The organism is Caballeronia sp. KNU42, from assembly GCF_053760385.1.
The window spans coordinates 1,238,286-1,260,409 of the sequence record NZ_CM132388.1 but is presented as its reverse complement, the minus strand read 5'-3'; the positions used below and the strand labels follow the sequence as shown (position 1 = coordinate 1,260,409).

Genomic DNA, 22,124 nt, shown 5'->3' with positions numbered 1-22,124 from the left:
ATGGGCAAATCCTGCACCGGCGGAGGTGCCGACCGTGGGCAAGCGGACACAGCTTTCATTATTCGCGTGCGATGGTCAAAGTGTGTGGGCATGCGCACGAAAGCGTCGAGTGACTATCTTTAAACTCGTTTCATCGGCAGCAAAAGCTGCGGCAGACGGGTTTAATCATGAAAGTGGCTATTGTTCACGACTGGCTGGTGACGTCGGGCGGTGCGGAGAAGGTGCTGGAGCAGATGATTGCGTGCTTTCCGCAGGCAGATATCTTCAGTCTGGTGGACTTCCTCGAAGACCGCTCCATCGTTCATAACAAGCCGGTGAAAACCTCCTTCATTCAGAGGCTTCCCTACGCGAAGAAAAAGTATCGCGGGTATTTGCCGCTGATGCCGCTTGCTATCGAACAGTTCGACCTATCCGGCTATGACCTTGTGCTCTCGAGTTCGCATGCGGTGGCGAAGGGCGTGCTGGTTGGGCCTGACCAGACCCACGTGAGCTATGTGCATTCACCCATTCGTTATGCGTGGGATTTGCAACATCAGTATTTGCGTGAGGCGCGTCTTGAGCGCGGACCGCGGTCATGGGCTGCCCGCATGTTGCTGCATTACCTGCGTAACTGGGATTCGCGCTCGGCTAACGGCGTGGACCGCATCATCGCGAATTCGCAGTTCGTGGCGCGCCGGATCATGAAGAGCTACAGGCGCGACGCGGCGGTCATTGCACCGCCGGTTGATGTCCAGGCGTTCGAGGTCGGTGACAAGAAGGACGACTTCTATTTGACGGCCTCGCGGATGGTGCCCTACAAGCGTATCGATATGATCGTGGAAGCGTTTGCTTCCATGCCCGATCGCAAGCTGGTGGTGATTGGCGATGGTCCGCAGATGGATCTGGTGCGCTCGAAGGCTACACCCAATGTGAGTATTTTGGGGTATCAGTCGTTCGAGGTCTTGAAGGATCATATGCAACGCGCCAAGGCATTTGTGTATGCCGCGGAAGAGGATTTTGGCATTGCCATAGTGGAAGCGCAGGCATGTGGCACGCCGGTGATTGCTTATGGCAAGGGTGGGGCGCTGGAGTCCGTGGTTCCGCTCGGATCTCCAGGGGCTACGGGTTTGCATTTCATGAGCCAGACACCGTCGTCGTTGCGCGATGCCGTGGAGCGGTTCGAGGATTGCTCGGATGCCTTTACGATTGCTGCGTGCCGCAAGAATGCCGAGCGCTTTGGTGCTGCTGATTTCCGTCGCCGGTTTGTGGTCGAGGTGCTGAACGCGATGGCCAAGGCCGGTCCTAGCCGGGAAAGCGAGCTGACGAGTGTTATGCCGCCGTCGTATGTGAAGGTCACATAGAGCGGTGGTTATGCGTTCGCACCGGTCGGCGGGTTTGGGCGCCGGCGGTTTCGGACGTAGCGGTCGAGGTCAGTGCCCGGTTGATGCTTTCGGCCATCGATCGCGGCTCGAAACGCGGCTCAAAACAGCCGAATTACTCGGCGGTCTTTGATCCGCGCAGTTCATTCGATTTGTCTAAAGCGACTCAGACACGAAGCAAAGAAAACGTTTTCAAAACGCGAGTTCGTCAGTGTCCACAGCACGCGGTTTTCATATATGGGCGAGTGCGCGAAGCCGTTCGATGGATGTATCGAACGGATGCGTTGTTGAAAGCAAAGGCAGCGTGGCACCGCCCGCGCTCACCCCGAGCAACCCTCCAGCGGCAATGAGCAACGTGGTCTTGGTCTTGGTTTTGAGCGGACTGCGAGGATACAAGTGCCATATCGATGATATGCACATTGCCTCCTGTCGCCGCATGGCTGATCGACAACTCCTGAATCTTGCTCAGCAGTGCGACATAGATTTCGGAGTTGCCTCGGTTTCCCGTTGCAGCTTAACAGCCTGATTCGCCAATAGCGCCCAAGGGTCGCATCGATATAGAAGCGCCCAACACTTGAGGCCGTGGCCTCGTACCTTCACTTCTGCACCAAGTCCCGTGTTCAGTGAACCGCTTCAGCCTGATGCAGACGCGGCAGCAGCCGGTCGAATTCACGCTTGACTATGCCGTAGCATTCACATGCACGCGACTCGAGGCCTTCGCGATCCAGGACCTTGATGCAACCACGGCTGTGATGGATCAGTCCGGCATTGTGAAGCTTGCCTGCAGCTTCTGTCACGCCTTCGCGACGCACGCCGAGCATGTCCGCAATCAACTGCTGCGTGACTTGCAACTGGTTCGACGAGGTGCGATCGATTTCGATGAGAAGCCAGCGGCACAGTTGCTTGTTGAGCGAGTGGTGGCGATTGCATGCTGCCGTTTGCGCAACTTGCGTGAGGAGGGCTTGCATGTACAGCAGCATCAGGCGGCGCAGGAAGTCGGAGCGGCCAAACTGTTCACGCAGTGCGGATGCGCTCATGCGATAAGCGAAGCCCGGGCATTGCACCTGGACGCGCGTCGGCATGGTTTCACCGCCAGTCAGCACCGGCACGCCGGTCATGCCTTCACGGCCCACTGCTGCGATCTCGACTGAACCGCCGTCTTCCATCGTATGCAGCAGGGAGATGATGGCGGTGGTGGGGAAATACACGTGATGAATACGTTGTCCGGAATCGCACAGCAATTGGTCGGTGCGAAGTTGAACCAGTTCAAGATGCGGCGTGAGGGCTTGCCATTCGTGTGCGGGAAGCGCACCCAACAAATGATTACCGTGCAGGTCGGACTGAAGGGTCAGCATGATGTTCTTCTCTCGTAACTTTGCGCATTGCGCCTTACTTGTTATTTACCGGTCGGCGATTCGTTTCGTGGGTGCATCTGACGGCATCCATCGAAACGTGTCGCGACCAGCCCCGTAAGCAACTCGGCAGCGTCGATTAGTTAAATTCGTGTTTCGACGGTGCCGGTGCTGCGAGACTCATTTAGCGAGGACCGTGCCAGCGATGCGATATCTCAATGCCATCATGGCGTCGTGCTCCAAGGGCGATGAACGCGAATCAGCAGATGGATATTTTTGTTTCACTCTTGAACATGACGTCATTAGACAGACGCTATTGATGCGATTGATGCAGCGCATGCTTTCGTCTGCGCAATGCCTTGCTGGTGGCCCATTCAATTTTTTTTCAGACGTGCAAAGTGGTCCCGCGAGCTTGCGTGTTGAGGGGGCAGGCACCATTCGTCGGTTGTTTTAAAATTGATTCAGAACTGTTCCATCAACTTGGTGCGCTAGCGAACGCATTTGCTTTGCAGCACCGCTTGACACGCTTGTACGGCCTGATGGAACGCGTCTCGCCTTGGTTCGCATCGCCTTCTGATCACGCAGGCGATGAAATGAAAACGTTGCGTTCAGTGCACGAACCTCGCTTTCTGGCGGATGAGAAGTGTTGCGCTGGCGACCAGCGAGCGGAATACGGCACTCGTGGCCCGGTGAAAGATGGAACCCGTCGAGCGTCGCGCGATGGCGCGGATCGACAATATGAACCCAGCGTGTCAAACGTTTGGCGCCCACGACCAGCGTCCGGTTCTCGCTGCCGGTTGGCTTCACACGAACCTCGAGTCCGGGTTCGTGGCGCTGCGTGAAGGCATGCGAGTTCGAGACGGGTGTCGATGGGTGCGGCGGTCTCGTTGATCGAATGCACGGCGAGGCCGCCAAGGCCCTCGTCGGTGATGAGTGCTGCCATTGGAGGCAAAACCTGCGCGAGGCCGTGCCAAGCGCTTTTGGGCGCTCCCAGCGCATCAATTGCACCCAGGCCCGCACCCCGCCGCAGGTCCTGCAACTGCCAGAGGATCCCGCCGTGCACGGCGAGCGTCTTCGAATGTCTTCGAGCGGCAGGTCAAGCATGGCCCCTTGCTGGTCGGCGTCACTGCCACAGCATTGAACGCCAAGCGAAGCGCCGTGTGTGCGACGGGACTTGTTCGGCTTCGCGCTGGACACTGGCCGTGAAGGCCGTATCCGTCGGATAGTCAAAACTCGCAAATGCGAAAGCTTGCCAGACCAAACATCCGTATTCATCCGCCAATCCATCGATGGCATCGGACTCATGGAGCATCGTGCCGCCCACTCGCAAGAGGCGCATGCCGGCGTCGCGAGCAAGCCGGAAAACGTTTGCGTATCGCGCCATTGCAGCGCTATCGATGCATCGTTGCAAACAAGTCGAGCTGTCCGTTCGTGTTGCGGATGGACAAACCGGAGGGGCAGGGGGATCAGGCCGTCGTTGCCATCGAGGCTCGAATGCAGGTCCACGCGATCAATCGACGTGGCTGACACACGGAGCAGTTCCACCGGTCTCCACTGCCTCTCGCCACACCGATGCAACCAAGCCCGGCACGGGCAGCAAGCCACCCGCCGAGCCGTGCGCGAGCACTCACCGCAGCGGGTGTCGCACAGGCGCCGGCGATGAGCGGCTACCTGCTAGCTGATCAGCGCGGCGAGCGGTTCCACGATCTTGTCGTAGGACTCTTCCAGCTCGTCGAAACACTCGTGACAGGGGTCCTTCCGGCCACGAGCAATGGCCCGCACGAGGCGGTACTGCATGACCATCGACTCGGTCGCGATGCGTTGCGCGGCTGTCGGCATCGCGTCAGGGATAGCGAAACCACGCTCGCGCATCCAGACGAGGTATCTCGACATGAACTCGAAGTTCGAGCCGAGTTGCCGCATGACGTTGAAGGTGTACAGGTGGAAGTGGTCCGGGCCGCGTTCGAACAGCATCTCGAGATGCTCGGGAAAAACCGAACGCCATTGCGTAATCGGATTGCGCGCCGGACGCCGCTGCAAATGCGCAACCAGGAGATCCGCCGATGCTTCCGCCAGCGCCGTGCCGCTCAGCGGCGCCCGGGCGCGCTTGCAGAACTCCACGTAGGGAAACAGCAGCTCGGGACGGCCATCGAGTTCCGGCAGCCGCCGAAACACGCCTTCATAGTCCTCGCCGTCCAGCACGAAGTAACCCGTGTTGTGGAAATAACCAAGCCGGCGCGAGCGCGGATCGATGTAATCCACGCCGATGGTCGTCTTCGTGTGACCGCGCCGGTATGTCGTGGCGCGCGTATCGGGAAGGTAAAACGCATCGACTTCAGCCAGCACCGTATGGCCGCGCTGGGTCTGCGTGCGCACGCGGTCTTCCAGTGAATCGTAGATGGCCAGCTCCTGCACCTGCAAACCGTAGAGCTTGTCGAGGTCTTCCAGCGGAAACTTGAAGAACGTGAACTGGTCGCCTTCGAAGTCTTGCGTCACCGTAAAGGCAAGCGCTGCGCGCGGATCAAGCCCATAGCCGTGCAGCAGCTCGATCCACAAATCCACGTAGCAGTTTGTTTCCGCCCAGACCCGTTCGCCCTGATGCAGCGAGTGCGACTGGTGTTTGCGCAGGCGCAGGGGAGACGGGTGCAGTTGCACGACCCGCGCGCGCTCGCGGCCGGAATCCATCGCGCTGTCGCTATGGACGGCTGTCATGACAGCACCTCGAGACCGGCGCTGATATGCGACTGCGTATCGCTTCGGAGGAACTCACGCACGTTTTCTGGCCGGGCTTTGGCATCGGGGCCATGATGGCGGAACAGGGCAAGCGTCGTGCGTTCCATGCCGAAACCGACGCACGCGGCATGCGCCGCTTTACTGTCACCCTGGGCGATTTTCCGGATCTCGCCGAAGTGAAATCCCTGGCCGCGGCCGTACATGCTGTCTTCGCCGGTGTCGATCAGGATTCCCGCTTCAATCAAACGATCGCGCAACGTGATGTCCGACGCATTGCAGGTCGACACTTGTTGGGCATCGGCGGCTGCAAAGGCCGCGTGTTCCGTTAGCGCATTCATGTCCTGGAATTTCCCCGTAGCCGGCGTGCGCTGCGCAAGCAGCTGGTTCGCCGTGTTCAATTGGATGCGGTCGTTGCTGATCATCAGCGGTGCTGAAAAAGATCGCGCAGATGACGCCTGACGCTGTAATCGGTGTGGTTCTTGTGCCCCCGCCATGCCGCAGATGATCAGCCTCTCCTGTACGACCTGCAGCACAGTCGACGAGATGCCGAGCTTCAGCGTGTTTCCATGCAACCTGCCGTACGTTTGTTTTGAAGCCTGGAGGCTCATACCGTTTGGCTGGCTTAAGGCTTTTTCTCACCGCGGTTCGTCATTCGCCGAGTGCGGCTCCATTGACCGTATTTAACGAATTGGCAAGGGGTTGGGTCGGTGCGATAGCGCACGGAAATTATGCGATCGGAGACTTAAGGTATGAACATTGAACAAGCCGGTGCTGCCGGCTTTATCTGGAACAGGCCCGGCACATGAACTGGAAAACACTCGACTTCGAGCAAATCACCGCACGGGAGCTGTATTTGATCCTGCGGGCGCGTAGCGCCGTATTCGTCGTCGAACAGTCCAATGTGCATCTGGACCCGGACGGGCGCGATGAAACGTCCCTCCATGTATTTGCAGTCGATGACATCTCGCGGCCGATGCCCGTCATGGCCTATGCGCGCTTGCACGAAGGCAGCATGGGGCCGCAGGCGTCGAACGTGGTTGTGGTGGACAAGATCCTCACGAGCCCGCTACGGCGCGGCGACGGCACGGCTGCGGCGCTGATCGCGCGTGTCCTTGCGGCAGCGGGCGAACGGTGGCCCGGACGTGCTGTGCGCTTGGTGGCGCCGGTGAGCCTGCGCGGATTTTACGAAGCATTCGGATTTCGCAAGGATGAGGGGCCGTTCGTCGAGCGCGGGGTTCGCTTGATCGGGCTGATACGCAAGAGCCGTCATAACGGCCGGATGACCCAGCGTGCCGGTGAAGCGGATTTCGTCGATATGGTCGAAGAAGTGTGAAGTTGTTCGGAACGCAGTCGCGCAAGAAGAACATGAAGTTCCTGAAAAACGTATCCGCAAGCGCCTGATTGCGGCATCGGACGTTTCCAGATGACTCAGATGACTCAGATGACACCGAGGACACGAGTGCCGTGCATTGCACGAACACGATGCCGAGCTCGCCTTCACAGAATGCATCGATGTCGAGAGTTGGTTCGATGAACGTCCCGGTGGTGTCGAGCGCATGCTCAGCGCGCTGATCTAGTCGCTGCCCGCTCGCTCGCACTTCGATCTTCCAGCGATCGCGGCGCAGACCGCCACGGTATCGCGAAGCTATCGACTCGTACTGAATAAAAGAGAAGTAACCAGCAGTAGTCGCTAGTCAAAAGCAGGAAGAAAGAAGGGCCCCGGCGCCCCAGGCGCCGCTCAACCTCGAACCCGATCAAGTCATGAAAATCGTTCACCTGGCCACGCATGCGCAATGCATCGGCAACGGCACCGTCAACGCAATGGTCGATCTCGCGTGCATGCAGGCGCGTGCCGGACACGACGTCGTGGTCGCTTCAGCGGGCGGCGGCTTCGAGTCGTTGCTGCGGCGCCATGGCGTCACGCATTCGCTGCTGCACCAGTCGCGCCAGCCCTGGCGCGTGCCGGCCATGATTGCAGGCTTCAGCCGGCTGATCGAACGCTTCAATCCCGATATTGTGCACGCGCACATGATGACCGGCGCGCTGATCTCGCGCTTCGGCAGCATGCGCCGCCGCTTCGCGCTGGTGACCACCGTCCATCACGATATCCAGAAAAACGCTTCGCTGGTGCGCTTTGGTGATCGCGTGATCGTGGTGAGTCACGCGGTAGGCGACGCCATGCTGGAATGCGGCGTGCCGGCCGACAGGTTGAGTGTAGTGACAAGCGGCACCATCGGTTCCCCGCGTTTTACCGGGCAACAGCCGCCGCGGCCAGTGCAGTTGCAGCATCCGAACGTGGTGTGCGTGGCAGCGATGTTCGAGCGCAACGGCATTGCCGACCTGCTGCAAGCGTTTGCGCATGTGCGGCAGACGCAAGACGTGCAGCTTTATCTGGTGGGAGAGGGGTCTGATCGAGGCTTGATGGAAAGTCTTGCCGAACAACTTGGCATTGCGAACCATGTTACGTTCACAGGGTTCGTCGCGGATCCCCGCGCGTATCTGGCCGAAGCCGATGTCTTCGCGTTCGCCGCGCATCAGGCACCCGGGCCGCTGGTGATCAGCGAAGCGCGGGAGGCGGGTTGTGCGATCGTCGCAACGAAGGTGGGTGGCGTTCCGGAGATGCTGGAGAACGGCGGTGCGGGGGTGCTCGTGGCGCCCCGGGAACCGATGCAACTGGCAGCCAAGCTGGGATGGTTGCTGATGGATTCGCCGATACGTGCGCAATATGCCGCGCGTGCGAAGCGGGATCCGGAGCGCTTTTCGGTGCAGCGCGTGTGCACGGAACATCTGGGGGTCTATGAGCAAGCAATTTCCCAGTGTGAACGCAGACAGAACCGTTCGTCGACACGGCGTGCGCCGGTGGCGTGACGGGACACCGGGCGGCCGCAGGTTCCGGTGCGCTTGATTGCGCATTCGTAGTTTGTGTTGCGGAAGATGGAAAGGGACGATCAGCTCATCCTGATCGTCTTTTTCTACGAATGCTGTACACGACAGATCGCGCGATTCAATCAGCCCGGGGATCAGCCTGAAGGGTCGCGCAACGAAGACCATGCGGTTGATGGCCACGGTGTCGTATTTGTCGCTGGTGTGGCAGGGCTGCGCTTTGAAACCGGGGAACGTGGCTGCGTTTGCATACATAACCGGGGGAGTAACGGTGGCGGAGAAGTGCTTGCGATGGCGGAAATATCAGGGTGCGCATTGTGCAATGCGGGCGGTCGCGCCGCTCGGCCGAATGGCTTGAACGGCATATCGACCGAATAGCGTGCGGGCGTTCGCACGCGCACACAACGGAAAAGATTTGCCTGCTTAAATAGCGCATCAATCGATGCGTGCTTTTCACGCGCCCGCACCTACAAGACGCGTTCGGCCCTCAATCAGGTTCAGGCTTCAGGAGTCACCGTGGACGTGTCCCACCATCCGCTTACCAGCACCCCCAAGACGGGCGCGGCGAGTGTTCGCATACAAATGGTCATTCTCGCCGGTGGGTCCGGCACGCGTCTGTGGCCGTTATCGCGGCAGCAGTTCCCCAAGCAACTCATCGAACTCATGGGCGCGGAATCGCTGCTCGAAGCCACGCTGCGCCGTCTTGACGGACTTGACAGTCTTGACGGACTTGATGTGGCAACGCATGGCCACGACACGGTGCACTTCGCAAGCGCCGATGAACTGATCGTGGTCTGCGGCAAGGAGCACAAGTTGCCGACCGCCCAGCAGATCGAGCGCAATGGCCGTCGAGCGCGCATTGTGCTCGAGCCCTGCGCCCGCAATACTGCACCCGCACTTACGCTCGCTGCATTGGCGGCGGTGGCGGCCGGCTCCGGCGACGACCCGGTCATGGTGGCCATGCCCGCCGATCACGCGGTGTCCGATCTTGATGCGTTCCGTCGCACGATCGCCAAGGCGATCGAACATGCCGCAAGTGGTGCGCTCGTTACGCTTGGTGTCGTGCCCGACAAGATCGAAACAGGCTACGGCTATATCAAGGCCGGCGCGGACCTGGGAACCGCAGATGATGGCGCCCCTCAAGCGCGCGTGCTCGAACGGTTCGTCGAAAAGCCGCGGCGGGAAATTGCCGAACAGTATCTGGCGTCCGGCGAGTACTGGTGGAACAGCGGCATTTTCGTGTGCCGGGCCTCGGTCTGGCTTGCCGCCATCGAGCACTTCCAGCCTGCTATTCACGCCGCGTGCGTGATCGCGTTTGAACGTGGCCTGCATCAGGACGGCTTCACACAGCTCGATGTCGACGCGTTCGACGCATGCCCCTCCGATTCAATCGATTGCGCCGTGATGGAGCGGATTGCGCACGAGCCGGCGTTTCCGGGCGTCGTGGTGCCGCTCGCCGCCGGCTGGTCCGATGTCGGCGCGTGGGACTCCGTATGGGACATGTCGAACAAGGACGCCGACGGTAACGTTGCTCGCGGCCGTGTGATCTTCGAAGGGTCAGCAGACAGTTTCGCGCATTCCGACGGCCGGCTGGTGGCGTGCGTGGGAGTGACGGGCGTGGTTGTCGTGGAAACCGCGGATGCGATCCTGGTGGCATCGAAGGACCGCGTGCAGGAAGTGAAGGAGATGGTCGGGCGCCTGAAAGCCGCCAAAGGCGCCGAGGCGCAGGATCATCGCAAGGTTCAGCGGCCCTGGGGTTTCTATGACTCTATAGATCATGGCGAGCGGTTTCAGGTAAAGCGTATTGTGGTGAAACCGGGTGCGCGGCTCTCGCTGCAGATGCACCATCATCGTGCGGAGCACTGGATCGTCGTGCGCGGCACGGCGCTCGTCACCCGCGGGGAAGAGAGCTTCCTGGTGAGCGAAAACCAGTCCACCTTCATTCCCCTCGGTACAAAACACAGGCTCGAAAACCCCGGCAAGACGCCGCTCGAAATGATCGAGGTGCAATCGGGGGCGTATCTGGGCGAGGACGACATTGTGCGTTTCGACGATCAGTACGGACGCGTAACCGAGAAGAAGACAGCAGGCTGAACACGGGGGAAGGCATGGCGATTTGCCGGGCAATGAGCATGAAGAGTGGACATGGGGAAGCATTTAAACGAAGTATTTAAATCAAAAATATCAAGAAGTACTTAATACAGCGGTTGCCGAAGCAGTATCGCGAGACGCAAGGACGCAGAGGCAAAGGGATAACCCTTGAGAGGGACATTCCGACTGGCGCTAGCGCTGCTGAACACGCAATTTATCGTGCACGGTGCAGGCCTGCTGATTCATCAGATCAATTTTATTGATCTGATGAATCAGCAAAACCCACCGGGCCTTTCGGCGAGTTTGGGGATGCGCCGGATGCGTAGGGACACAATGTAGGGCTAGGGGAGAGGGGTGATGGACGAAAACAAAGAGCGATCATTGGTGGCTAAGGTGATGGACGGGCTCGTATCGGGCATCGTCGAACAGAAGTACGGCGCGATCCTGCCTCCGCAGGACGTCTTGTCGAAGGAGTTCGACGTGAGTCGGACCGTGATGCGCGAGGCCTTGAGCATGCTGCTCGCGCGTCACATGCTGGATGTGCGCCCCAAGACGGGCACGCGGATCCGGCCGATGAGCGACTGGCGACTGATCGATGAGGACGTAGTGAGCTGGCGCTTCCGGGCGACGCCTGATCAGGCCTTCCTGCGCGACGTGATCGAGTTTCGAATGCTGATCGAGCCGCGTGCGGCCGCGTTGGCGGCGGCGCGTGCAACCCCGGAGGAAGTGAGCGGGATTCGCGATGCGTTCGACTCGCTTGCGTCGCTCAGCGGCAGCGAGCCCGAGTACCAGGCCGCCGACGTCGCGCTGCATACGCGCATTGTGGCCGCGAGCGGTAACCAGTTCTTCCAGCAGATGACGGCTATCGTGCGGGGCGCGCTGGTGACGGTCTATCCGATCGTGGCGGGCATTGTGACCATGCGTGACGCTACGCTGGAAGCGCAGCGCCACGTGGTGGAAGCGATCGAGGCACATGATGCCAGTGTGGCCGAGCGCGCGATGAGCACGCTGATCGATGTCACCGCGGAGGAAGTCGGGCGGGCTTTTTCGCTTGAACGCCGCGAGGACAGTTCGTCACCACCGGTCGGTGAATCCGAATCGGCCCGCGCCTCCACCGGCCGGTGATCCGAATCGGCCGGCGCCTGACACACGCTCGAATCTTCGCGTCCGGGATGGTTCCGGCGTGACGAAGCTGGCCCGAGGTTTCTGGTCACGTTCATCGTGGCCGGGCGCGCAGCGCCCTTTTCGGGTTTTCAAGTACGCAAACGTTTCACTTGATCTTCCTGCCTGACATCGGCGCCTGATGGCTTGCGCGTCGACCCACACTCTCCCGGCGTATTCCCTTGAGCTTTTCTTGTGACCGGAACGCGATGCGTTGTGCCGGCCCGATCCAGGCTTCATCCAGCAATTTTCAAGCAGCCATCTTCAAGCAGAGCACCTGCGTGGCGGACAATGGGACAATGTGCGCATCGCCGGCCTTGGCCGACCATTCACCACGCATGCAGGGAGCATGACAGATGAACGCACAGAGCACGATCCGTTGGGGCATCGTTGGCGCGGGACACATTGCGCGCAGGTTCGCCGAGGGGCTGGCCTTTGTGCCGGGAACGACACTTGGCGGCGTCTGGTCGCGGCGGCCCGAGACGGCAACCGCGTTTGCCGAGAAGTTTGATACCAAGGCGTATGAGAGCTTCGATGCACTGCTCGACAACATCGATGCGTTATACATTGCGACGATGCAGGACAGCCATCCCCAGTACGCGCTGCGTGCTTTCCAGGCGGGACGCGCCGTGCTTTGCGAGAAGCCGGCGGCGGTCAACGCGCGAGCGTTGCAGGAGATGATCGACGTGGCGCGCTCATCGAAGCTGCTGTTCATGGAGGCGATGAAACCGCCTTTCTATCCGCTCTACAGGCAGTTGCGCGAGCATCTTGCGGCCGACCCTGTTGGTGAAATCGGTCTGGTCCGGGCCGGTTGTTCGATCGCGAACGTGCCGCTATCGCACCCCTCGTACTCGATGGAAATGGGCGGCGGCGCATTGCTCGATATTGGTATTTACGAAGCGTTTCTCGCGGTGGACTGGCTCGGTGAGCCGCTCGAAGTGCAGACTTTCGGGCGCCTCGGGCAGACCGGCGTGGATACTTTTGCGAGCTTGAATGTGCGGCATGAACGCGGCGTTGCGCAGTTGTTCTGCGGGCTGGATCTGCAAGGCAAGGGCGATGCGCTGCTGGCTGCGACCGGCGGTACGGTCACCATCCACGAGAACTGGTGGAACCCGGCGCGCGCGACGATCCGCTATGTGGATGGCCGCACTGTCGAGCTGGATGCGCCCTTTGAGGGCGGCGGCCTGAACTACGAGACGGCGCATTTTTGCGAGCTGCTGCGCGCTGGCGCGACGGAGAGCCCGATCATGCGCCATGCCATTTCCATGCAGATGATTTCCATCACCGATGCCGCTCGCCGCGACCTTGGCGTTCGGTTTCCCTTCGAAACTGAATAGGCTCGGGCTGACCAGCCGATTTAATTTAAGCGTCGTTTCAGCTTTGAACGTTAAGCTGCGTCGTCCTCAACCGCCGGCATTTCTCACCATGCGACTGTTACCTCGACTCTGGCGCGAATATCGGAACTTGATTGCGTTCCTCGTGCTGATGGCGCTGTTTCGCAGCGCCATCGCCGACTGGAATGTGGTGCCGAGCGGCTCCATGCTGCCGACCATTCGCGAGGGCGACCGCATTGTCGTCGACAAAATGGCGTACGACCTGCGGATTCCGTTCACGCACGTTGCAATTGCGCACCTGCATGATCCTCAACGCGGCGACATTGTGACCGTGGATTCATCGGCGGCACATGAATTGATCGTGAAGCGGCTGATCGGCGTGCCCGGCGATGTGGTTGCGATGCGCGACAACGTGCTCTATATCGATGGCAAGCGAGCAGGCTATCAGCCGGTCGATATCACGGGCGTGGAGGGCGATGCTTCTTCGCCGGGTGAGTATCTCGACGAGAAGCTGGGGCATGTTTCGCACGTGGTGAGGTTGTCGGTGCTGGCGCCGAGTCCACGGCGTTCGTTTGGGCCGGTGACGGTGCCTAAGGGCGAGTATCTGATGCTGGGGGATAACCGCGACGACAGCGCGGACTCGCGGTATTTCGGGTTTTTCCCGCGCAATGAATTGATGGGAAGGGCACGACGGGTGGCGTATTCGCTGGACCCGGATCGGCATCATATGCCGCGAATGGACAGGTTCGGGGCGAAGCTGGACGGCGCGCCGGCAAGCGGTATTGCTCATTAGTTTTCTTATATGTAACCAGTGGAAATCAAAAATAAATGAAGTCGACGCAGGATTGCCGCGCCGACTTCGCTACAAAAATAAAAAGCTATCCTAAATATCAAGGATGATTTACTGGACTGCAAATCGGATGAGTTAGAAGTAGCCGAAGTCACCACCGAACGACGAATCGTCGGAATCCCAGCCGAAGTCCCAGTCGTCGGCGCCGCCGCCGTAGTCGCCGTCCAACGTAAAGTTGTATGCTCCACCGCTCGACGAGATCATCGTGTTGTTATTGTTGTAGTCCGCCCAGCCGGTTTCGTAACCTGTCGGACCGTATGCGATCGCGTCGTAGCCCCCGCCGACCATATAGGTGAATTGCGTGAAGCCGGTCAGTTTGCCCTGGCTGTTGTATGCGTCGTATTCAGTTTCCTGGCCACCCGCGTTGTAGTAGATCGCGCTCTGCGAACTATCGCTGGCGAACAAGCGAGCGACCATGCTGCCGTCATTGCCGTAGGAATCGTGCTCGGTGTTACGGCCGCTCGAAGCATCGAAAAAATAGTCGTCGACCTTTTTGCCGTTTTTATCAAACGACGCATACTCGGTTTCATGCCCAGATGCGGTGTAGACCGTCGCAGTTTGAGAATTGTCGGCGTTGAATTGATGCACGGTGATCTGGTTGCTTGTGTAGTCGTCTTCCTCCGTTTCGTGACCGGTTTTATCGTAGTACGCGTCGCTCACGATGGTCCCGTTTTTCGCGTAAGTTGCGTATTCGGAAATGTGACCGGACGTATCGAACACGGCGGAGTTTTGCGTTCCGTCCGGGTTGAAAATGTGCGCGACGCCGCCGGTAGCGGTGTAGTCGGTTTCCTGCAGTTCGGTTCCGTTTGCACTGAACAGTAAATCCTTGGTCAGCTTGCCGGAGGTGTCGAAGCTGGCTTGTTCTGTCTCGTGGCCACCTGCATTGAAGACTGTAGCGGTTTGGGTGCCGTTAGCAGCGAATGCGTAATCGGTTTGACTGCCGTCGCTGTGGATATCGTTTTCCTGGGTCTCCCGACCAGATGAGGCATCGTAGAAAATATCCTGGGTTTTTACTCCGTTGGTTCCGAAAGTTGCTGCTTCGGTTTCATGGCCGTTGGTACCGAAGACGTATGCGTTTTGAGTGCCATCGGCATTGAAGAGGTAGTCCGTTTGGCTGCCGTCGGCCCTGAAGTCATTTTCTTGCGTTTCCCGACCCGATGACGCATCGTAGAAAATGTCTTGCGTCTTCGAGCCGCCTGAGGCGAAGGTGGCAAGTTCTGTTTCGTGCCCGGCGGCATTGAAAACTGCCGCTGTCTGAGTGCCGTTCTGATTGAAGACGTGGTCGATCTGGCTGCCGTCGGTGTTGATGTCGTTCTCTTGTGTTTCGCGGCCAGAGAATCCATCGTAGAAGACGTCTTGTGTCTTTACTCCTGCCTGGTTGAAATAGACGGATTCCGTCTGCTCATTCACGTTGTTGAAGACTGCGGCGGACTGGCTGCCGTCGGCATTGAAGTAGTGATTGACGTGACTGTGGTCGGACGCGTAAACATCTTCTTCAGTCTGTCGTCCGGACGTGGCGTCGTAGAAATTATCCAGGGTTTTTTGTCCGGTCGTGCCAATTTGCGCAGACTCGATTTCGTTTCCAGATGCATCATAGGTAATCGCAACCCGAGTGTTATCGCTGTTGTAGTGAGTTGCAACTTCGGAACCGTTGCCGTAGAACTGATCCTGGTCGGTCATGTGGTTTTGACCGTCGAAGACTGTCGCAATTAGACTGCCGTCACTGGCGTGGTTGTAGTTGGTAGTTGTTAAAAGGTGGCCAAACTGGTCTATAGCTACGGTTGAAGTTATCCCAGAACTCTGGAAATACTGGGTCTGTTTTTCTCCCGTTGAGAATTGCTCGGTCACGGACGAAAAGTTTCCATCAAGTTTGGGATCGAAGAAGTCGATACTGGTCACTGAGCCAGGTGCCGCGCTAGTTACGCTGCCGAGCGGGCCGAACATTTCGGCGCCATGCTCCATGAAATAGTCTGCGTATGTGGTCCCCGCTGGTGTGCCACTCGGGTGATTTCCGGCAAATATCTTCGCACTTGCATCGATTAACGCGTTGCGATCTTGTGAATCGGCAACCCCCTTGGCGACGTCGGAGCTATGTAAGCTGTCCAGCGTTGCTTGAAGGGCGTTACCGCTGCTTCCGTTCAGATCGATTTTTTGGCCGCCATTGCCGACAATTTGTTGCTGGACCAGATAGTTGTTGTATGCCGCTTCGCCCTCAAAATGAGTTCCGATAGCGACATAAAGTCCAGCGGAGTCGGGATCATCGGCGTCAATCTGATGGCTAGACGCGAAGCTTGCGTCAGTCGCTTGATTGATAAAATGCCCTATTTCGTGGCTAAGATTGCCTACAAATTGCTGCGTAGACCAAGTAAGCCAGTTCTGGCCAAATACTATTCCATTGGGCTTAAACTCCAAGGTATTCATTGAACCCAGGTCAATACTGAAAGCATTGATCTTACCGTCACCTTGCGCAACAGCTGCCCCATAGGCAAGTAATTCAGAAACAAGAAGAGGGCTTTGATTTATCGTGGTGATTTGATCAGTAGAAAGCTGTCCCCGCAAAGCGCCAAAAAATGCCTCTTGACCGGTTATTTTCTCATTCGAATTTGTCATCATTCATCCTTTTCTGCATTCTGTAAAATATATATTTTTTGCACACAATCGGTATTTGAAAAAAGGAAAATTATTCGTATATTATTTTCTCCATTGAAGTCGTATGAGTAAAGTGATGAGGAAAATGCAAAACCGAAGCCCGCTTTGTCAGATTTAAATACGTCTTGTGTGAGCTCTTTTTTCAGGCATATTCTTTTTGAATTTATCTTGAGATGAACCGAAGATGCGATAGGTTTTGAATTTCTTAAATGAATGTCGTACAGGGGATAGCTTATGTTTTGCTCCTGTACCATTTCAAGCTCTGGTGGAACGGTACGAGCGAAGTACTGCTGGTCGATCTTTCCGGTTAAAAAATTGTTTTTATCCCGGACCGGTACAGGATCTCGGGCGATAAAATCTATCCGTAATTTTTTCGACGAGAATTCGATATTATTTAGATCATCTGCAACCAGAATTGCGTGGATGTCGTTCAGAAATTGCAGTGGAGTGCGGGTTGCATTGGATGGCTCTTGCGGCTGCGCGAGTGCGCAGCCGCCACACAACATAACGGCGAGCGCAACCGAAAAGCCTTTACCAGAAATCATGGTTAGAGGAGTCCATAGGATTGGTTTTGATAGAAAGAAACACTTGAGGCGCAGCCTGACTCAAAATTGACGTACAGACGAATCGAATTCTTACCTTCAAAATGGAATGCCAACGTCGATGCGCTGGGACGATCCACGGCTTGTATTGCATTTGCGAAGTGTTTGATCACGTCTTTTTCACTGGCACACAGTGCTTCAGTGTTGAGCGTTTCAGAAAGCATGGCCGGTGTTCGGTCTTGATAGTCATTTTTTAGCTGACCATATCTAACCATAGGCTTTCCATCTTTGTAATCGCGTGTTTCTATCGATGCAACAGAAATGTCCAGCAGTAGATTGAGAGGCGGAAAATTGTGAAATACGTCATCGATCGTTGGACCCCGAAAACGGTTGACAAACGATAACCTCAATTTTCGTTCGACATAAAGAGTATCGGTTATGTCGTTATGCTCAGCAATGTCCTTGATTGCACTCAGAAACTGATCGGGTGTACGCGCAATGCCTGAGTTGGGCTGGGCAGCACAGCCGAAAGTGACGGCAGCGATCAACGCCGCCGTGATTAATGTTAATCTTCGCATTTAATATTGTCAGGAGCTGAAAATTTGAATGAATTAGATGTGTTGAATAAAGTGATGTCAGCGGAAATATGCTAATCCCGCATCGACTTTTGAATTCCATCCCACACCGGCTCGAACAGATAGTCGAATGCACTTCGCGAGAGCGTATTTATAAACACTTCAGCGCGAAGCCCGGGCCCGAGCACGATGGGTTCACGAGCGATCTTGTTGGCGCGAGCAATCGCATCGGGCGATATCTCGATCCGAGCCAGGTAAAACTGCTGCCGGGCTTCTTTATCAGCGAGCGCGTCGGCGGACAAATAGGCCACCGTACCTTCAAGCACAGGAGAAGTGCGCGGGTTGTAGGCCGTCAAGCGGACATCCGCTTTCCCTCCCAATACGATCTCGCGGATGTTATCCGGTTTGATCTTCGCTTCAACAACGAGTGGTGTTCCCGCGGGCACCAGATCAAGAACGGGCTCGCGTGGTCCAAGTGCTGCGCCAATCGTATGCAGCCGCAATCCCACTACCTCGCCATCAACCGGAGCGACAATCCGCGTTCTGGCATCAACGTCTTGTGCAGGCAGCAGTTGTTCGCGGAGTTGCGCAAGCTTGGCTGATGCCTCCTTCAATTGACTATCCGCAGCCTTTACATAGTCGTTCTTTAGCGTCGCGATCTTGAGATCGAGATCGGTTTGCTTTTCGCGAGCACGAATGAGTTCAGCTGAACTCGATTGTTGACGTGAACGGGAATCGGTCTCCGCGCGCCGCAATTCCATCATCCGGGTTTCGGTCACATATCCTTCGCTTCTCAGTTGTTCGTTGATCTGCGACTCCTGCTTCGCCAGACCGACGCCCTGGTCACTGGTGCGCACCAGATCGCTTTGTGTCGCAATTTCCTGCCGCGTCTGAGCTTGTTGTGCCTGTAGCAAGCGCAGTTGATCGACAAGAACGTTTCGTTCCGATTCGAACAGGGTCTGTTCTCGCTGCATCAAGGCGGCAATGTAGGTATCCGATGCCCGTCCGGTAACCGTTGGAGGGAAGGAAATGGTGCTGCGCATTTCTCGCTCAGCCGTCAGCCGGGCGGCTTTTGCTTCGTTGTCGTCGAGTTGGGACTGAAGGCTTGCCACCTCCGCGTCTGGCCGCACATTGTCGAGCGTGATCAGCACTTGCCCAGCCTTTACGCGGTCACCGTCTTTCACATTGATCGCTTTGACGATACCTCCTTCCTGATGCTGAATCGTCTTGCGCTCCCCGTCGTCCCGCACGGTTCCTTCGGCAACCACGGCACCGGACAGCGGTGCGAGAGCAGTCCAAAGCGTCAATGCCGCTGTTCCCATGACCAGAGCAGAGACGCCAAAGACAAGCGCGCCGCAAGGCAAAGACAGTCGATCGTCCAACACTCCGCTTGAGCGCGTGTTCGCCTGAAAGAAATAACGCGGCTTCATGGCGCCACCGTCACAGGTTTGGAGGCAGCGCTCGAGCGTCTTTGAGCAACCGGTGTTCGGGAGCGCGCCCAAGCCTCAACCTGTTCACGCGATCCAAAACATTCCATCTGGCCGTCGCGCAAGAGGAGCACGCGATCGGCAATAGACACGACGCTCGGCCGATGGGTTACAACGACCACCGTCACACGCTCGCTCTTTAGTTGTGTCAAAACGCTATTGAGCATGCGTTCACCGTCCTGATCGAGATTCGCATTCGGTTCATCGAGCAAGACCAGCTTCGGATCGCCGAAAAGGGCACGGGCGAGGGCGATGCACTGCCGTTGTCCTCCCGAAAGTGCATCTCCTGATTCACCGATGTCGGTCTCGTAACCGTTCGGCAGCGACAGGATCAGTTCATGCACCCGTGCACGCTGTGCCGCTCGAATGATCGCCTCCGCATCGACTTCTCTCAGAAGTGGGTTACGCGCTATGTTTCCGGCAACACTGCCGGAGAACAGTTCGACATCCTGTGGCACGTAGCCGAGAAAGTGCCCGAGCGCGTCACGGGGCCATTTGGATATGTCCGCGCCATCGAGTCGAACCGTACCTCCATGCGGTGTCCATAAACCGGCGAGCAGGCGCAGGAGCGTCGATTTCCCGGATGCACTTGGGCCTGCGACAACCAGTAATTCGCCCGGACTCAACGAGAAGTGGATTCCCCTGAGCAACATCTGTCCACGTGCTGGGCTTTTTTGATGACCGCCAAACGAGAGAGCGTCGACCGTCAACTGTCCACGCGGAGCAGGCAATTCGACGGGATGCACAGCCATGCGTCGTTCGTACAGTGCAGTTAGCCGGCCCCAGCTTTGTCGCAGTTCGGAAAACTGTTTCCAACTGCCAAGCATCTGTTCAATAGGCGCGAGCGCTTTGCCTAGCAAGATCGTGGTCGCGAGCATCACACCTCCAGTGGCGAACTGGTTGATCACAAGCCACGCGCCAGCGGCCATCATGACAACCTGAATTCCCTGTCGAGCTGTCTTGACAATGCTTTTGTTGAGGGAAGAGGTGTCGCCCGCTTTAGCCTGTGCATCAAGATCTACACGGCGCCGGTTCGACCATGCGTCGAGCAAGGTCGTGCTCATACCAAGTACGGTGATGACCTCGGCATTACGTGTTATTTGCGCCTGCACGATATCGGTTTCGCGCTGTCGCGCGGTATAAGCAGCAATGCCGCGCTTTGTCATCTGGTCGTTGAGCAGGGTGAGCGACACAAGCACGACCGCGCTGGCAACTGCGATTACGCCGAGCGACCAATGAAACAGGAATATCAAGCCTAGATAAACAAGCAGCCAGGGAGCATCAAGAAAGGCAATCACGCCTGGCCCCGAGACGAATGCCCGTAAGGTAGCAACGTCCTGCTGGCTCGCGAGATCGTTGCGTATGATCCGCCTTGCCTGCATGTCGATGCGAGCAGCGAGCGCAAGTCGGTCCAGCCGGTCGGAGAGTTGTCGTCCAAGGTCGCCCAGCAGGCGAGTGCGCACGACTTCGACGGCCAGCATCATCGACAAAGCGATCAGCATGAAGACCACCAGCATTGCCAGGGTTTCAACGCTACGGCTTGGCAGCACGCGGTCATAGACCTGCAACAGATATAACGTTGGTGCGAGTACGAGCAGGTTGCTCGCAATCCCGAAAAGTGTGGCTAGTAACAAGTGGCGGCGGATGGCGTTGAACATGGCGTTCCTCAGTCTTCTTGCCGAACGTCGGGCAAGGTGGGATCGCTATCCGCTTGCATCAGCGAATATTCGTCGAGTTGCGCGGCGCTCGCTTTGAGATGGAGGAATTGCATGTAGGCGTCGTAACGTGCCTTGGCCAGATCGCGGCGAGTGCTAAACAGCTTGTCCTCGGCATCGAGTACGTCGGCATTGATTCGCACTCCAACGCGAAAACCCTTCTGATTCGATCGTAGAGCGGTTTCAGCCGATTGCTGTGCAACGTCGAGCGCGGCAATTTGCGCAAGACCGTCACGCACGCCGATGAACGCCTGCCGCGCATCCATGGAGGCGGAACGACGGGCGTCGTCGAGATCGGCCTCTGCCTTGTCTTTCAGCGCGAGGGCTTCGCGCTTCTTGCTTGTCGTGGAAAGTCCATCGAATAGTGGGATCGTGATTTGAATGCCAATCTCGCCTGAGGTTGCACGGTTTGCCCCGGTGTAGAAGTTTGTTTGCCCGTTGATGAAAGCCGCGTTGCCGTGGCTGACATTGCCGATAACCGACACGCTGGGCATGTATTCACTGTCGACTCGTTTGATCTCGCGCTTCGCGACTTCGAGCGCGATTTCTTGCTGGCGGACATCGAATCCGGACGTTTGCGCTGCCGACACCCAACGATCGAGGACGGCTGCCGGCAAACGCGGGATTGCGTTGACAGCGGCAATGGTTTCGACGGTATCCACCGGGTGGCCGACAATTTTTTGAAGCGCGGCGTACGCGGTATCGAGCGCGCTATTCGCCTTCGCGAGTTGGAACTGCGCGGCGTCGTAACCGGCTTGTGCTTCGTTCAGGTCAACGACGGTGGCTGCACCAAGGGCAAAGCTGCGTTTGCTGAGTCCGAGCTGCTCACCGACCGACTTGAGGTGTTCGCGAGCGAGCTGTTCTCCATCGCTGGCGGTCAATGCATCCAGATAAGCTTGAGTTACCCGCAGGATCAGATCTTGTCGAGCGCTTGCAAGCGCGAAACCAGCTCCGACCACGCTTAACCGGCTTTCCTGATAGCTTTGCCAATCATCCCATTTGAATAGCGTTTGGTTGAACGACACCGTTGAGCCGAGCGTTGAGTACGGCGCTGCGCGCTGCCCCGGAACGTGAATGGCATTTCTAAACTCAGATTGGCTCAGGCTGAAATGTGGCAGCAGGGCGGCGCGCGCTTCGGGTTCCTTTTGCAAGCCAGCACGCCATTGTGCTTGTGCGCTTGCCAGCTTGGCGTCGTTTGCAAGCGCTTCGCTCAACAGGTCGGGCAAGGATGCTGCTTGCGCTTGCATCCAGCAGCTTGCCATGAACAAGGCTGCAACGAGCGTTGTGCCGATGCAGGGCTTGCGACCGTCACCGCTTATTCTCCGGTCCATCAGACGCTCTCGGGTTTGACATCGTTTAAGATGCCGAATTAAGTGTGTCTTTAAAATGAACCG

Annotated in this window: 18 protein-coding genes and 1 pseudogene; 7 read left to right on the top strand and 12 right to left on the bottom strand. The window is 57.6% G+C overall.

Going from position 1 to position 22,124, the window contains the following annotated elements; all coding sequences use genetic code 11:
- Window positions 1-167: 167 nt before the first annotated feature.
- A complete protein-coding gene (locus ACSOSP_RS05525; RefSeq protein WP_455309980.1) occupies window positions 168-1,340 on the top strand; it encodes a glycosyltransferase family 4 protein in 1,173 nt (390 codons plus the stop codon).
- 226 nt (window positions 1,341-1,566) lie between these two features.
- Here ACSOSP_RS05525 and ACSOSP_RS05520 read toward each other — a convergent pair whose 3' ends face one another.
- The 6 genes and pseudogenes from ACSOSP_RS05520 to ACSOSP_RS05495 form a co-directional block, all read right to left on the bottom strand.
- On the bottom strand, window positions 1,567-1,809 hold the full coding sequence (locus ACSOSP_RS05520) for a hypothetical protein (protein ID WP_455309979.1): 243 nt from the start codon (window positions 1,807-1,809) through the stop codon (window positions 1,567-1,569).
- A gap of 169 nt (window positions 1,810-1,978) precedes the next feature.
- Window positions 1,979-2,713, bottom strand: coding sequence for a Crp/Fnr family transcriptional regulator (locus ACSOSP_RS05515; protein WP_455309978.1), 735 nt, complete (start codon window positions 2,711-2,713; stop codon window positions 1,979-1,981).
- Between the two features lie 447 nt (window positions 2,714-3,160).
- Window positions 3,161-3,517 (bottom strand): hypothetical protein, encoded by a 357-nt coding sequence (locus tag ACSOSP_RS05510; RefSeq protein WP_455309977.1) that lies wholly within the window; start codon window positions 3,515-3,517, stop codon window positions 3,161-3,163.
- A 316-nt stretch (window positions 3,518-3,833) separates the two neighbouring features.
- Window positions 3,834-4,094 carry a hypothetical protein gene (locus tag ACSOSP_RS05505; protein ID WP_455309976.1) on the bottom strand — a complete coding sequence of 87 codons (261 nt, stop codon included), beginning with the start codon at window positions 4,092-4,094 and terminating at the stop codon, window positions 3,834-3,836.
- A 290-nt stretch (window positions 4,095-4,384) separates the two neighbouring features.
- Window positions 4,385-5,395: a DUF1839 family protein gene (locus ACSOSP_RS05500; protein ID WP_455310862.1), complete on the bottom strand. Its 1,011-nt coding sequence runs from the start codon at window positions 5,393-5,395 to the stop codon at window positions 4,385-4,387.
- Window positions 5,396-5,790: 395 nt separating this feature from the next.
- Window positions 5,791-6,006, bottom strand: a pseudogene (locus ACSOSP_RS05495) (acyl-CoA dehydrogenase family protein); the annotation flags it as partial.
- Window positions 6,007-6,245: 239 nt separating this feature from the next.
- On the opposite strand from ACSOSP_RS05495, the gene ACSOSP_RS05490 reads away from it, so the two are divergent.
- The 6 genes from ACSOSP_RS05490 (at window position 6,246) to lepB (ending at window position 13,705) form a co-directional block, all read left to right on the top strand.
- On the top strand, window positions 6,246-6,776 hold the full coding sequence (locus ACSOSP_RS05490; protein ID WP_455309975.1) for a GNAT family N-acetyltransferase: 531 nt from the start codon (window positions 6,246-6,248) through the stop codon (window positions 6,774-6,776).
- Window positions 6,777-7,204: 428 nt separating this feature from the next.
- Window positions 7,205-8,311 (top strand): glycosyltransferase family 4 protein, encoded by a 1,107-nt coding sequence (locus ACSOSP_RS05485; RefSeq protein WP_455309974.1) that lies wholly within the window; start codon window positions 7,205-7,207, stop codon window positions 8,309-8,311.
- 531 nt (window positions 8,312-8,842) lie between these two features.
- Complete coding sequence (locus ACSOSP_RS05480; protein ID WP_455309973.1) at window positions 8,843-10,420, top strand: mannose-1-phosphate guanylyltransferase/mannose-6-phosphate isomerase; 1,578 nt, start codon at window positions 8,843-8,845, stop codon at window positions 10,418-10,420.
- A 354-nt stretch (window positions 10,421-10,774) separates the two neighbouring features.
- Window positions 10,775-11,542 (top strand): FadR/GntR family transcriptional regulator, encoded by a 768-nt coding sequence (locus ACSOSP_RS05475; protein WP_455309971.1) that lies wholly within the window; start codon window positions 10,775-10,777, stop codon window positions 11,540-11,542.
- Window positions 11,543-11,934: 392 nt separating this feature from the next.
- Complete coding sequence (locus ACSOSP_RS05470) at window positions 11,935-12,915, top strand: Gfo/Idh/MocA family protein (protein ID WP_455309969.1); 981 nt, start codon at window positions 11,935-11,937, stop codon at window positions 12,913-12,915.
- A gap of 88 nt (window positions 12,916-13,003) precedes the next feature.
- Window positions 13,004-13,705 carry a signal peptidase I gene (gene lepB, locus ACSOSP_RS05465; protein WP_455309968.1) on the top strand — a complete coding sequence of 234 codons (702 nt, stop codon included), beginning with the start codon at window positions 13,004-13,006 and terminating at the stop codon, window positions 13,703-13,705.
- A 132-nt stretch (window positions 13,706-13,837) separates the two neighbouring features.
- Here the strand turns inward: lepB and ACSOSP_RS05460 are convergent, their stop codons facing one another.
- From ACSOSP_RS05460 to ACSOSP_RS05435, 6 genes are all read right to left on the bottom strand, one after another.
- Complete coding sequence (locus ACSOSP_RS05460; protein ID WP_455309967.1) at window positions 13,838-16,375, bottom strand: hypothetical protein; 2,538 nt, start codon at window positions 16,373-16,375, stop codon at window positions 13,838-13,840.
- On the bottom strand, window positions 16,372-16,956 hold the full coding sequence (locus ACSOSP_RS05455) for a hypothetical protein (RefSeq protein WP_455309966.1): 585 nt from the start codon (window positions 16,954-16,956) through the stop codon (window positions 16,372-16,374). Before ACSOSP_RS05455 ends, ACSOSP_RS05460 begins: the two co-directional genes overlap by 4 nt.
- A 2-nt stretch (window positions 16,957-16,958) precedes the next feature.
- Window positions 16,959-17,531 (bottom strand): hypothetical protein, encoded by a 573-nt coding sequence (locus ACSOSP_RS05450; RefSeq protein WP_455309965.1) that lies wholly within the window; start codon window positions 17,529-17,531, stop codon window positions 16,959-16,961.
- A 71-nt stretch (window positions 17,532-17,602) separates the two neighbouring features.
- Complete coding sequence (locus tag ACSOSP_RS05445; protein WP_455309964.1) at window positions 17,603-18,910, bottom strand: HlyD family type I secretion periplasmic adaptor subunit; 1,308 nt, start codon at window positions 18,908-18,910, stop codon at window positions 17,603-17,605.
- A gap of 44 nt (window positions 18,911-18,954) precedes the next feature.
- Complete coding sequence (locus tag ACSOSP_RS05440; RefSeq protein WP_455309963.1) at window positions 18,955-20,673, bottom strand: type I secretion system permease/ATPase; 1,719 nt, start codon at window positions 20,671-20,673, stop codon at window positions 18,955-18,957.
- A gap of 8 nt (window positions 20,674-20,681) precedes the next feature.
- Complete coding sequence (locus ACSOSP_RS05435; protein ID WP_455309962.1) at window positions 20,682-22,061, bottom strand: TolC family outer membrane protein; 1,380 nt, start codon at window positions 22,059-22,061, stop codon at window positions 20,682-20,684.
- Window positions 22,062-22,124: the final 63 nt, after the last annotated feature.